Source organism: Pseudomonas sp. GNP013, assembly GCF_054343995.1.
Genome location: NZ_JBTGUT010000001.1, coordinates 2684900 through 2697816, shown reverse-complemented (window position 1 = coordinate 2697816; position 12917 = coordinate 2684900). Strand labels below are relative to the sequence as shown.

9 protein-coding genes are annotated in these 12917 nt (G+C 63.3%); all 9 read left to right on the top strand.

The annotated features are described in order from the left end of the window. The first annotated feature begins 193 nt into the window (after window positions 1-193). The 9 genes from ACXX81_RS11740 (at window position 194) to ACXX81_RS11700 (ending at window position 12682) form a co-directional block, all read left to right on the top strand. Window positions 194-1474 carry an alkane 1-monooxygenase gene (locus ACXX81_RS11740; RefSeq protein WP_458571723.1) on the top strand — a complete coding sequence of 427 codons (1281 nt, stop codon included), beginning with the start codon at window positions 194-196 and terminating at the stop codon, window positions 1472-1474. 58 nt (window positions 1475-1532) lie between these two features. Next, window positions 1533-2027, top strand: coding sequence for an alkane oxidation protein activator PraA (gene praA, locus ACXX81_RS11735; RefSeq protein ID WP_322213412.1), 495 nt, complete (start codon window positions 1533-1535; stop codon window positions 2025-2027). A gap of 134 nt (window positions 2028-2161) precedes the next feature. Next, complete coding sequence (gene praB, locus ACXX81_RS11730; protein ID WP_209981425.1) at window positions 2162-2665, top strand: alkane oxidation protein activator PraB; 504 nt, start codon at window positions 2162-2164, stop codon at window positions 2663-2665. Window positions 2666-2788: 123 nt separating this feature from the next. Then, the gene (locus tag ACXX81_RS11725; protein ID WP_458571722.1) at window positions 2789-4198 is read left to right on the top strand and encodes an outer membrane protein transport protein; all 1410 of its coding nucleotides are present in this window, start codon (window positions 2789-2791) and stop codon (window positions 4196-4198) included. Between the two features lie 153 nt (window positions 4199-4351). Continuing rightward, window positions 4352-6904: an acyl-CoA dehydrogenase gene (locus ACXX81_RS11720; protein WP_209981430.1), complete on the top strand. Its 2553-nt coding sequence runs from the start codon at window positions 4352-4354 to the stop codon at window positions 6902-6904. A 510-nt stretch (window positions 6905-7414) separates the two neighbouring features. Beyond that, on the top strand, window positions 7415-8758 hold the full coding sequence (locus tag ACXX81_RS11715) for a 3-oxoacyl-ACP reductase (protein WP_458571721.1): 1344 nt from the start codon (window positions 7415-7417) through the stop codon (window positions 8756-8758). A gap of 3 nt (window positions 8759-8761) precedes the next feature. Then, the gene (locus ACXX81_RS11710) at window positions 8762-9652 is read left to right on the top strand and encodes a MaoC/PaaZ C-terminal domain-containing protein (protein ID WP_458571720.1); all 891 of its coding nucleotides are present in this window, start codon (window positions 8762-8764) and stop codon (window positions 9650-9652) included. Further along, a complete protein-coding gene (locus tag ACXX81_RS11705; protein ID WP_209981435.1) occupies window positions 9649-10947 on the top strand; it encodes an acetyl-CoA C-acetyltransferase in 1299 nt (432 codons plus the stop codon). The genes ACXX81_RS11710 and ACXX81_RS11705 overlap by 4 nt, the downstream gene beginning before the upstream one ends. A gap of 31 nt (window positions 10948-10978) precedes the next feature. Then, complete coding sequence (locus tag ACXX81_RS11700) at window positions 10979-12682, top strand: AMP-binding protein (protein ID WP_458571719.1); 1704 nt, start codon at window positions 10979-10981, stop codon at window positions 12680-12682. Window positions 12683-12917: the final 235 nt, after the last annotated feature.

Sequence of the window (12917 nt, the reverse complement as noted above, 5' to 3'; positions counted from 1 at the left end):
AAATAGTTGACGAGCTAACGATTCCGCGCTATTTATTTAAAAAAATTATTTCAATGTGTAATTTGAAACAGTTTTTGAAATGCCTAAGAGCGAATAAAATAATGAAAAAAACGCCTTTTATCGCATGGCTGACTGCAGCAGGCAGTCAGCGCTCCATCAACCCGCCTGCCGCCCAGCGTGCGCGGAGGCTGCCATGAATCAGACCCTGGCAGCACCAGGCGTGTGGACCGACGGCAAGCGCCACCTGTGGTGGCTGGGCATCATGCCGCTGGCCACGCCCTTGCTCTCTGGCGCCCTGGCCATCGCCACCGGCGTTCAATCGTTGTGGTGGGTGGGCGTGCTGGTGATCTTCGGCCTGATTCCCCTGATCGACGGTCTGCTCGGCGAGGACGTCAGCAACCCGCCCGAGTCCGCCGTCAGCCACCTCGAAAGCCAAAGCTATTACCGCTGGATCGTCTATATCGGCGTGCTGTTCGTGATCGCTTCGGTGGTGGTCACTGGTTGGCTGGCGGCCGGCGGCATCGACTGGATCATCAACGGCGGTCTGCTGCGCGCCACCGCTACGCTGGATCCCGCCAGTGGGTTGGCAAAAGCCGCCGCCTTTATGACCGCGCGCACCGAGTTGCACGGCGCGGTTGGCTGGTTCACCTACCTGGGCATGGCGATGTCCACTGGCGCGGCCACCGGCATTGCCATCAATACCGCCCATGAGCTGGGCCACAAGCCTCGTCCGCTGGAGGTGTTCCTGGCCAAGGTGACCCTGGCGCCGACCTTCTACGGGCACTTTTACACCGAACACAACCGTGGTCATCACGTGCGGGTTGCCACCCCGGAAGACCCTGCCAGTTCCCGGCTGGGCGAAAGTTTCTGGGCATTCCTGCCGCGCTCGGTGTGGTTCAGCGCCCGTTCGGCGTGGAATCTGGAGCGTGAACGCCTGCGCAAACTCGGCCTGCCGGCCTTGCACTGGAAAAACGCCGTGTTGAGCGCGTGGATGTACAGCGTGGTGTTATGGGGCGCGATGATTGCCTGGCTGGGCGCCGCAGTGATTCCGTTTCTGATCATTCAGGGCGTGTACGGCTTCTCGTTGCTGGAAGTGGTCAACTACGTCGAGCACTACGGCCTCAAACGCCAGAAGTTGCCCAATGGCCGTTATGAACGTTGCTCGCCGCGCCATTCGTGGAACAGCAACCGCATCGTCACCAATATCTTTCTGTTCCAGTTGCAACGGCATTCGGACCATCACGCCAACCCCACCCGCAGCTACCAGTCGTTGCGTCACTTCGATGAGTCGCCGCAACTTCCCTACGGCTACGCCAGCATGATCGTCTGGGCGTATGTGCCGTACCTCTGGCGCCGCCGTATGGACCAACGCGTGCTCAATCATTACGCCGGCGATCTCTCACTGACCAATCTTCAACCGTCACAGCGCGCGAAGTATCTGCACCAGTACGGTCGCGGCGCTGCGCCCCATTGAAGCTGCAATAACGTTGTATGACCCGAACAACAATAATTTCAAGGGAAGGACGTCCACCATGCAAACACCTGCCAGGTTCATCTCTTCTATCGTTCTGGCCGCGTTGGGCCTGATCGTCTACCACCAGGCCCAGGCCGCGCGCATCGAGCCCGCCGGCAGTGCCTTTACGGCGCAGGGCCCGATCAGTTTTTCCAAGGGCAAGCTGATCAGCGCCGACTGCACCATCAAGGTCGCCGGCAAGGTCGCGGCCGATGGCTCCTCGGTGAATGTCGACAAGGTCGAGTTCGACGGCGGCCTCAAGTGCAGCCGCGTCGAGGCCATCAACCTGCCCTGGGTGCTGATCGCCCGGGACACGCAAAGCGGCTCCATGTCCAGGATCAGCGTCGACGTGCATGCCTTCGGCCTGGGCGGCAAGTGCGGCCCGTCGACCGCCGATGGCACCTGGGATAACGCCACCGGCAAGCTGGAGGCCCGCGATGTGCCGATTGGCGAGGACTGCAGGATCAAGTCGGTGTCGATCAAGATGCCGCCCACTTTCAAAGTGGTCGACTGAGTACGCGGATTTGTTACAGCGGTAAATGCATTGAAATTTGGCTGGAAAGGGAAGTTCTGCAGTTTCACCGTGACCTCTCGTTCATGGCCATTACCCCTGGCGAAATGATTCGCCACAACATGTGAGGAAAAACAATGAAAAGCTTGAAAACCCTCGTTTGTGCAACGTCGTTTGCCCTGTGCTTTGGCGCGGCGTCGATGGCTAATGCGGCAACTATCGCGCCGGCCGGCGCCGGCTTCTCGACGGCAGGCTCCATCACTGTGACGTCGCCTGCCTCGCTGAACCTGCCCGTCACCTGCAACATCACCTTCACCGGTACCGTCGCAGGCAATGGTGCGAGCGCTGCCATCACCGGCGCTTCGGTCAGTGGTTCCAACTCCCTGTGCAGCGTGCCGGTGCTGCAAGGCCTGCCCTGGACGCTGAGCGTCGCCAGCGGGGGCCCGGATGCGTTCACCGGGACGGTTTCCGGGGTGAACTTCAAGATCCTCAACAACTGCTCGAGCTCGCCGGTGACCATCAATGTCAACTGGAGCAACTCCACCAACACCTTGAGCGTCCCAAGCGCCCAGACCGTGGGCAGCTGCAAGATCACTGCACTGACCGCCGTGCCGAACCCTGCGTTTACCGTGACGCCCTGAGGGCCCGGAGCGCTTGACGTGATGATCACACGTTGAAACACGCAAGTGCCTCGCAAGAGGCACTTGTTGCGGCAGGCCAGGTCGGGACAGCCGATCCTGGAGGATAAAAATAAGGAGTGGAGCATGAATAATAAGAAACGGCAGGCCCGCACGTTGTTGAGCCTGGCAGTCCTCGGCGGCCTTATCGGTGTAACGGGTCAGACGCAAGCCGGCGGTTTTGGCACGCCGACCTTTGGCGCTCCCGGATGGGGGCGTGCCTTCGGTGGCGGCTCGCTGTTCCAGAACGATCCTTCGGCGGCCTATAACAACCCGGCGGCCATGGCCTTTATCGATCACAACATCTCGCAGTTCACCGTTGATTACGCGCGTATCAACGTCAAGTACAAGGGCACGGCCAAGGATTATGCCGGCAATGCACCGGCCAGCGTCGACCCCACGGATTTCAGTTCCACGCCTCGGACCGGCGACGGTGGTCAGGGCGGCTTCACCGCATGGTTGCCAACCGGCTTCATGGTAATGCCGATCAACGATCGCTTTGCCTTCGGCTTGAGCCAGGTGGTGCCGATGGGTGCGCGCACCACGTGGGACCAGGACTGGATCGGCCGCGACTTTGCCGTCGATACCCGCATTGAAACGGTCGGTGTCACCGGCTCGTTATCGTTCAAGGTCAACGATCAGTTTTCGCTGGGCGGTGGCGCCATCGTGCAGCACACCAAGGGCTTTGTGAGCCAGAACCTTGACCTGTATTCGGCCGCGGCGCTGTCGCCGAACATCGGTCTGCCGTTCCCCTCAGGCGTAGGCTCCGCGCTGATGCGCGTGAAGGTGGATAACACCTCCGTGGGCTGGTTTGCCGGGGTGGTCTGGAAACCGACCGATGTCGACACCCTGGGCCTGAACTACCACGCAAAAATCAAGAACAAGCTGGAGGGCAAATACAACATCTACGCCGACGAGACCAACAGGACGTTGATCGAAAGCGGCCTGCCGTCGCTGGCTTATCCAGGGCTGAACCTCAACGCCAACGGCGCCAATGCCTCGGCGCAACTGGACGTGCCCGCCAACGCCTCCGTTGACTGGGTCCACCAGTTCAATGACCGCCTGACCTTGGGCGCCAGCGTCACCTGGACCCAGTGGTCGTCGTTCAAGGCGCTGACGTTGAAGTCCGACGGCCAGCAAATCGTGTCGATTCCCTATAACTACAAGGACACGTGGATGGTGTCGCTGGGCGGTGACTACAAATTTACCGATGACTTCACCTTCCGCGCCGGCGTGGCCACCGACCAGACGCCTACGCGCAACTCCACGCGTGACCCGCGTATCCCGGACGGGGATCGGATTTTCGCGTCCCTGGGCTTCGGCTACAACATTCGCGCCATTCCCGGTTTGAGCATCGACGGTGCCTACTCGCGGCAATTCGTCGAGAAAGCCAAGCTCAGGACGCAAAACCAGGATCGTCTCGGTGGGGCGACGCTGGACGGTAAGGCCGATGCGAAGGGCGAGGTGGTCAGCCTGTCGGCGACCTACGCGTTCTGACCTGTCGCCATGGGTCGCGCAGGCGACCCATGGCGATGCAATCAAGTAACAGGCGGCTGACCGGGTCGGCTGCTTTTTTTGGCTAAAGCATTAAATAAAAATTTCAAAGTTTAATTTGAATTTGCTCCGTCCTGAAATCGAGAGAGGTGTCCCATGGTTATCTGGTTATTGGTGGGTTTCGCCGCCGCGATTGTCCTGGCGTATCGACAAGCCGCCGCCGCGCTGTGGCTCGGCACTGGCCTGGTATGGCTGGCGATGGGTTACCTGTTCAGCGTGGTGGCGGGTGTGGGCATCACCCTTGCGGCGCTGCTGGTGGTAGTGCCCGCGCTGCTGCTGGCGATCAAACCGCTGCGCCGTGCGCTGTTGACCGGCAAGGCGCTCGCGCTGTTTCGCACGATCATGCCGGCGATGTCCGACACCGAGCGTGCGGCCATCGAGTCCGGCACCGTGTGGTGGGACGCCGAACTGTTCAGCGGCAAGCCCGACTGGCAGCGCCTCTTGAAAGCCGCGCCGGCCAGCCTGAGTGCCGAAGAGCAGGCCTTTCTCGACAACGAAGTCGAAACCCTGTGCGACATCGCCAACGACTGGGAAACCACCCAGGTCTGGCAGGACATGTCCCCGCAAGCCTGGCAGTACACCAAGGACGCCGGGTTCCTCGGCATGATCATTCCCCGGCAGTACGGCGGCAAAGGCTTCTCCCACTACGCCCATTCGCAGGTGGTGATGAAGCTGTCGACCCGCTGCTCGGCAGCGGCGATTTCGGTGATGGTGCCTAATTCCCTGGGCCCCGCCGAACTGCTGTTGCATTACGGCACCGATGCCCAGCGCAACTACTACTTGCCGCGCCTGGCGCGGGGCGAAGACATCCCGTGTTTCGCGCTGACCAGCCCGTATGCCGGCTCCGATGCCGGTGCGATTCCCGACCTCGGCATCGTCTGCAAAGGCCTGCACGAGGGCCAGGAAGTCCTTGGCTTCAAAGTCACCTGGGACAAGCGCTACATCACGTTAGGGCCGATTGCCACGGTGCTCGGCCTGGCGTTTCGCGCCGAAGACCCCCAGGGCCTGCTCGGCGCGCCGGGTGCGCTGGGCATCACCTGCGCATTGATCCCCACCTCGCACCCCGGGGTGAACAGCGGCCGTCGCCACTGGCCATTGAACGCGGTATTCCAGAACGGCCCCACCACCGGCAAGGATGTGTTCATTCCGCTGGAGTGGGTGATCGGTGGCCGTGAACAGGTCGGCAATGGCTGGCGCATGTTGATGGAATGCCTGGCGGCGGGGCGCGCGATTTCGCTGCCATCGGCCAACGTCGGCCTGGGCAAGGTTGCGGTGCGCGGCACCACCGCGTACGCGGCAATGCGCAAGCAGTTCGGCCTGCCCATCGGCAAGTTCGAAGGGGTACAGGCACCGCTGGCGCGCATGGCCGGGCATCTGTATGCCTGCGATGCGGTGCGCAAGGTGTCGGTGGCGTCGCTGGATGCCGGGGAGAAGCCTTCGGTGATTTCGGCCATCGCCAAGTACCACGTCACCGAACGTGCGCGGATGATCGTCAACGACGGCATGGACATCGTCGCGGGCAAGGGCATCTGCATGGGGCCCAACAACTTCCTGGCCCGTGCCTACCAGCAAAGCCCCATCGCCATCACGGTGGAAGGCGCAAACATCATGACCCGCTGCCTGATCATCTATGGCCAGGGCCTGATTCGTTGCCATCCCTATGTGTTTCGCGAGATGGAAGCGGCGCGCAACCCGGACCGGCGCAAGGCGCTGGAAGCGTTCGACAGCGCGATGTTCGGCCATATCAGCTTTGTGCTGGCCAACACCGTGCGCGCGGCGGTGCATGGTCTGACCGGCGGCCGCCTGATTGCCGCTCCGGCCCACACCGAACCAGCGCTGGCGTGCTACTACCGCCAGGCCAATCGTCTGTCGGTGGTGCTGGCGCTGGTGTCGGACGTGTCCATGGGCGTACTCGGCGGTGCCCTCAAGCGCAAGGAAAGCATCACCGGGCGCCTGGGCGATGTGCTGTCGCAGTTGTACATCCTGTCCTGCGTGCTCAAGCGCTTTGAAGACGACGGCCGGCCCCAGGCGGACCTGCCGTTGGTGCACTGGTCGGCCCGGGATGCATTGCTGCGGGCCCACGAAGCGTTGGCCGAAGTGCTCGATAACTACCCGTCCAAAGCGGCGGCGGCGGTGCTGCGTGGCTTGAGTTTTCCGTTGGGCATTCCCCAGCGCAAACCGTCCGATCGCCTGCTGGCCGAGGTCGCCGACCTGGTGCAGACGCCCTGCGAAACCCGCGACCGTTTGCTCGCTGATTCCTATATTCCCCGGCCGGAAATCGACAAGCTGGCTTATGGCGAATTGGGTTTCCGGTTGCTGCCTCAACTGGAGTTGATCGAAGCGCGGCTCAAGCCTGCGATCAAACAGGGCCTGCTCGAACCGATGCCGATTTCTGCCACGGCCTTTACCGCCTGGCGCGTCAAGGCGCGGGCGCTGGACCTGATCAGCGACGACGAAGACAGCCTGCTCGGGCGCTATGTGGAATACGCCGACCACGCCATCCAGGTGGACGACTTCGCGCAGGACTTCGGTTTGCTGGAGGCACTGCAGCAGCGCAAGCAAGCGCTGGAACCGGCCAAAGTGGCGAGCGGGCTTACCCCGCGTTGGGGGGCGAAGCAGCCCCAAAACCAGCCCACGCGGAGTGCCTGATACCACGCATTCGTCTTACGGGGGCTGCTTCGCCGCCCAACGCGGGGCAAGCCCTAATGCCGTTCAGTCAAGGAAAATGTGTGGGTTTATTGTGGCGAGCGGGCTTGCCCCGCGTTGGGGTGCGAAGCGCCCCCCATCGAGCAAAACGCGGTGTACCTGATACGGCTCAGCGCCTGGCTTTGGGGCTGCTGCGCAGCCCAACGCAGGACAAGCCTGCTCGCCACAGGGAGTCTGCGCTTAGCTGAACGGCATTAGGGCGCGCTGCAACATCAGGCCGGAGCCTCTGTGGCGAGCGGGCTTGCCCCGCGTTGGGGTGCGAAGCGCCCCCCATCGAGCAAAACGCGGTGTATCTGATACGGCTCAGCGCCTGGCTTTGGGGCTGCTGCGCAGCCCAACGCAGGACAAGCCTGCTCGCCACAGGGAGTCTGCGCTTAGCTGAACGGCATTAGGGCAAGCCTGCTCGCCACACAGGCCTGTGGCGTTTTCGAATAGTGTGCAAGGAATGTATTTATGAGTGACCGCTACCTTTCGTTCGTCAATTCCCCCTGGGGGCGACGCGTGGCCCAGGCCGCCGGCCTGCCGCAACCCGTGCCTCTGCAGCGCCATCGCAGCGGTCAGGCCGCGTTGGTCAATCCGGTGATCGTCGCCGGGGCCGGGCGCCTGGCTGAGCCTGTGCAGCGCCTTTTCACGGCCACCGACACCGTCGCTGCCACCCCGGCGACGCTGAAGGCGCCGTCCACAGTGAAGGTGCAGGGCGCGGTGTTCGATGCCACCGGCGTGGTCGACGTGCAGCAGCTCGACACGCTCTATACGTTCTTCCACGCCAATGCCCGGCGCCTTGGCCCGCAGTCACGGGTGGTGGTGCTCGGCACCGCGCCGGAACACTGCCAGGCGCCGCCGCAGTCCATCGCCCAACGCGCCCTCGAGGGCCTGGTGCGCTCGCTGGCGAAGGAGCTGCGTCGGGCCATTACCGTGCAGTTGCTCTACGTGGCGCCGGGCGCCGAAGACGCGCTCGACAGCAGCCTGCGTTTTTTCCTGTCGCGCCGCTCCGCGTATGTCTCGGGGCAAGTGGTGCGCCTGGAGAAACCGGTGGACGGCCAGGTCGCGGTCGACTGGGACGCGCCCTTCGCCGGTCGCCGTGCGTTGGTGACCGGCGCCAGCCGGGGCATCGGCCTGGCCATCGCCCAGGTACTGGCCCGGGACGGCGCCCATGTGGTGTGCGTGGATGTGCCCCAGGCCCGGGATGCCTTGCAACAGGCGGCGAGCAGCGTGGGCGGCGCGGCCCTGGCGCTGGACATCACCGCCGCGGATGCCGCCGCCCTGTTGCACGACCACATCAGCCAGCACGGCGCCTTTGATGTGGTGGTGCACAACGCCGGGATCACCCGCGACAAGACCATCGCCAAAATGAGCGAAGACGCCTGGCGCAGTGTGCTGGCGGTCAACCTGCAAGCGCCGTTGCAATTGAGCCAGGCGTTGCTCGACCAGCAGGGCCTGAACCCGGGCGGGCGCATCGTCTGCGTGTCGTCGATTTCCGGCATCGCCGGCAACCTGGGGCAGAGCAATTACGCCACCTCCAAGGCCGGTGTGATCGGTTTGGTGAACGCGCTGGCACCCCAGGCGGCGGCGCAGCAAGTGACGGTGAATGCGGTGGCGCCCGGGTTTATCGAAACCCGGATGACCGCGAAAATTCCGCTGATGATCCGCGAAGCGGGGCGGCGCATGAATTCGCTGTCCCAGGGCGGTCAGCCCATCGACGTGGCCGAGACCATCGCCTGGCTGGCCCATCCGGCCTCGGGCGGGGTCAATGGCCAGGTGGTGCGGGTGTGCGGCCAAAGCCTGTTGGGAGCCTGAGCCATGGACTACGTGACGCAGATCATCGACCCGCCACCGTCGCGCAGCCGGCTGCTGCTGGACGGGGTGCGCGCCTTGCGCAAGCCCACGCTCGACGGTGCACCGCCGTTGCCCACTCAGCGCCTGGTGCGTTCGGCCGTGGAGCTGTCGCCTGCCGGTATCGCCGCCTATGGCCGTGCCTGTGGTTTCCGGCGCGAGCAGGGCGTGCCGCTGTCCTATCCCCACGTGCTGGCGTTTCCCTTGCACCTGATGTTGCTGACCCGGCCGAGTTTTCCGTATCCGGCCAGCGGCATGGTGCACCTGGCCAACCGCATCCGTCAGCATCAGCGTTTGCACGAAGGCCAGGCCCTGCGCCTGGAGGTGTATTGCGAACGCTGGGTGGCCCACCCCAAGGGGCAGGCGCTGAGCATCGCCACTCGCGCTTACGGCGCAGGCGCTCTGGTGTGGGAAAGCGACAGCCTTTACTTGCGCCGCGAGGTGGAAAATCCCGTCGGCGAGCTGTGGGACGACGCGCTGGCCTTGCCGGAAGAAGGCCTGTTGCGCACCCAGCGCTGGGTGTTGCCCGCCGACCTGGGACGTCGCTTCGCCAGGGTGTCGGGGGACTTCAATCCGATTCATACCTCGCTGATCGGTGCAAAAATCTTTGGTTTTCGCCGCGCCATCGCCCACGGCATGTGGACCCTGGGCCGGGCGCTGGCCGCCGGGCAACCTCCGGGCGGCCTGGCCGCAGCCGAGGCCCATTGCGACTTCAAATTGCCGATCTTCCTGCCCGGCCAGGTCGCGCTGTGGAGCCATCCGCTGAGCGGCCCGCGCCGGGCATTCGAAGTGCGCAACGTCGCGGGCGACAAGCCGCACATGCGCGGGCTGTTTATCTGGAAAGAGAACCTGGCATGAGTGACTACAGCTTCAACCCGGCGCCGACCCGCCGCGTGGCGATCATCGGCGGCAACCGCATCCCGTTCGCCCGTTCCAACACGGTGTATGCCTTCGAGAGCAATCAGGATTTGCTGGTGGCTGCGCTGCAAGGCCTGGTGGATCGCTACAACCTGCACGGCCAGCGCTTGGGCGAGTTTGCCGCAGGCGCGGTGATCAAACATTCGCGAGACTTCAACCTGGCGCGCGAGTCGTTGCTGTCGACCACGCTGTCCCCTCAAACGCCCGCCTACGATGTACAGCAGGCCTGCGGCACGGGGCTTGAAGCGGCGTTGCTGGTGGCGAACAAAATCGCCCTCGGCCAGATCGAGGTGGGCATTGCCGGTGGCGCCGACACCACGTCCGATGCGCCCATCGGCATCAATGAATCCCTGCGCCACGTATTGCTGGCGGCCAATCGCGGCAAAGGCCTGGGCGATAAGCTCAAGGCGCTGCTCAAGGCGCGCCCGGCGATGCTGTTCAAGCCACTGCTGCCGCGCAATGGCGAGCCGCGCACCGGCCTGTCCATGGGTGAGCATTGCGAAGAAATGGCCAGGCGCTGGCAGATCAAGCGCCTGGCCCAGGACGAATTGACCCTCACCAGCCATCAGCGTCTCGATGCCGCCTACACGCGTGGCTTTTTCGATGACCTGATCAGTCCCCATCGCGGCCTGACCCGTGACAACAACCTGCGCGCCGATACCAGCCTGGAAAAACTCGCCGGCCTGGCGCCGGCCTATGACCGCGAGCACGGCACCCTCACCGCCGGCAACGCCACGCCGCTCACCGATGGCGCCTCGGTGGTGCTGCTGGCCAGCGAAGCCTGGGCCGCCGCCCATGGCTGGCCGGTGCTGGCTTACCTGCGCACCGGCGAGACGGCGGCGGTGAATTTCGTCGACGGCAGCGAAGGCCTGCTGATGGCCCCGGCCTACGCCGTACCGCGCATGCTCAAGCGTGAAGGGCTGGGCTTTGCCGATTTCGATTTCTTCGAGATCCACGAAGCATTCGCCGCCCAGGTGCTGTGCACGCTCAAAGCCTGGGAAGACCCCGACTATTGCCGCGAACGATTGGGCCTGGAGGCGCCGTTGGGCGCCATCGACCGCGCGAAGATGAACGTCAACGGCGGCTCGCTGGGCTGCGGTCACCCCTTTGCCGCCACCGGAGGCCGGCAACTCGCTGCTCTGGCCAAGGCCATCCATGAACGCGGCGGCGGGCGCGGCCTGATCTCGATCTGCGCAGCGGGCGGCCTGGGCATCACCGCCATCGTCGAAAAATAGCGCCACCCATAACAACAACAGGGAAACTGCCATGAACGCTATCAGCCTGGAACAGACCGAACGCATCTGGTTGAACGCATACCTGCCTGGGGTTCCGGCAGACATTGAGGCCGATATCGAGGCCTACCCATCGTTGCGCGAAGTGTTCCTCGAACACCTGGAGAAATTTCGCGACCGCGTGGCGTACGTCAGCATCGGCACCGAGATGACGTACGCCGACTGGCAGGCTCAGGGCATTGCGTTTGCCGCCTGGCTGCAGGGCCAGGGCGTGAAAAAGGGCGACCGCGTGGCGCTGATGATGCCCAATTGTTTGCAATATCCGATCTGCCTGCTGGGCACGATCCTGGCCGGTGCGGTGGTGGTCAACGTCAACCCGTTGTACACCTCCCATGAGCTCAGGCACCTGCTCAAGGACAGCGGCGCCGAGACCGTGGTGATCTTCGAAAACTTCGCCCACACCCTGGAAAAAGTCATGCAGGGCAGCAGTGTCAAACGCGTGGTGGTGGCAGCCATCGGTGATCTGCTCGGCACCTTCAAGGGCGCGGCGATGAACTTCATCCTGCGCCGTGTGCAGCAGCAGGTGCCGGTGTTCAACCTGAGTGGTTCGGTGCGTTTCAACCAGGTGCTGAAACAGGGGCGGGCGCTCAATCACCTGCCGGTGCCGATGCAACGCGATGACCTGGCCTTTCTGCAATACACCGGCGGCACCACGGGCGACGCCAAGGGTGTAATGCTCAGCCACCGCAATATCATCGCCAACCTGTTGCAGGCCAAGGCCTGGGTCGGCGACCAGTTGGACCAGGCGCAACAGCAGAGCAACGTGACGCTGCTACCGCTGTACCACATCTTTTCCCTGACGGTGAACTGCCTGATGTTCATGTGCCTGGGCGGGCGCAATATCCTGATCGCCAACCCACGGGACGTGAAGCGTGTGCAGATGATCCTGCGCAAGGAACGCTTCAACGGGATCGCCGGGGTGAACACGCTGTTCAACGGATTGCTGGAGAACAAGGACTTCTGCGCGCGGGATTTTTCCGCCCTGCGCCTGGTGATCGCCGGCGGCATGGCCACCCACACCGCGGTGGCCAAGCGCTGGAAGGACGTCACCGGGCTGCCGATCATCGAGGGCTACGGCCTCACCGAATGCTCGCCGGTGGTGAGCATCAGCCCCATCGATATTTCGCGCATGCGCGAGATGGAATTCACCGGCAGCATCGGCGTGCCGCTGCCGTCGACCTGGGTGCGGTTCGTGCGGGCAGACGGCGAGATTGCCGAAATTGGCGAGCAGGGCGAACTGCAAGTGCGCGGCCCGCAGGTGATGCAGGGTTACTGGAAGCGGCCCAAAGAAACGGCGGAGGTATTGGACGCGCAGGGGTGGTTGTCGACCGGCGATATCGGGGTGATGGATGAGCGCGGGTATATCCGTCTGGTGGATCGCAAGAAGGACATGATTCTGGTCTCGGGTTTCAATGTGTACCCCAACGAGATCGAAGACGTGGTGGCGATGCATCCCGGCGTGGCTGAAGTGGCGGCCATCGGGGTGGAGGATGGGGTGACCGGGGAGAGGGTGAAGATTATTGTGGTGCGCAAGGATCCCAGCTTGAGCCAGGCGCAGATTCTGGCACATTGTCGGGAGTATTTGACGGGGTACAAGGTGCCCAGGTATGTGGAGTTTCGGAGTACGGAGTTGCCCAAGACTACGGTGGGGAAGGTGTTGCGCAGGGCTTTGCGGTGAGCTTTTTCGCTGGGTTTTACGGGGTACATATCTGTTATTTGGGTAACGGCTGATTATGGTTCCGCCCTTACGGCGGGTCACTTTTGGAAAAGAGCCCGGAATGCCGGCCCAGCCAGCTTGCTCCCGATGAGGGTGGGTCAGTCAGCTTATGGGTAGCTGACCCACTGCTATCGGGAGCAAGCCCCCTCCCACATTTGGATCTCCATTTGTCTGAATGGATATCACACTGCTCTGC

Excerpts from the sequence above, each read along its gene's own strand:
- ACXX81_RS11740 (WP_458571723.1), top strand. The coding sequence starts at position 194 with ATGAATCAGACCCTGGCAGCACCAGGCGTGTGGACCGACGGCAAGCGC.
- praA (WP_322213412.1), top strand. The coding sequence starts at position 1,533 with ATGCAAACACCTGCCAGGTTCATCTCTTCTATCGTTCTGGCCGCGTTG.
- praB (WP_209981425.1), top strand. The coding sequence starts at position 2,162 with ATGAAAAGCTTGAAAACCCTCGTTTGTGCAACGTCGTTTGCCCTGTGC.
- ACXX81_RS11725 (WP_458571722.1), top strand. The coding sequence starts at position 2,789 with ATGAATAATAAGAAACGGCAGGCCCGCACGTTGTTGAGCCTGGCAGTC.
- ACXX81_RS11720 (WP_209981430.1), top strand. The coding sequence starts at position 4,352 with ATGGTTATCTGGTTATTGGTGGGTTTCGCCGCCGCGATTGTCCTGGCG.
- ACXX81_RS11715 (WP_458571721.1), top strand. The coding sequence starts at position 7,415 with ATGAGTGACCGCTACCTTTCGTTCGTCAATTCCCCCTGGGGGCGACGC.
- ACXX81_RS11710 (WP_458571720.1), top strand. The coding sequence starts at position 8,762 with ATGGACTACGTGACGCAGATCATCGACCCGCCACCGTCGCGCAGCCGG.
- ACXX81_RS11705 (WP_209981435.1), top strand. The coding sequence starts at position 9,649 with ATGAGTGACTACAGCTTCAACCCGGCGCCGACCCGCCGCGTGGCGATC.
- ACXX81_RS11700 (WP_458571719.1), top strand. The coding sequence starts at position 10,979 with ATGAACGCTATCAGCCTGGAACAGACCGAACGCATCTGGTTGAACGCA.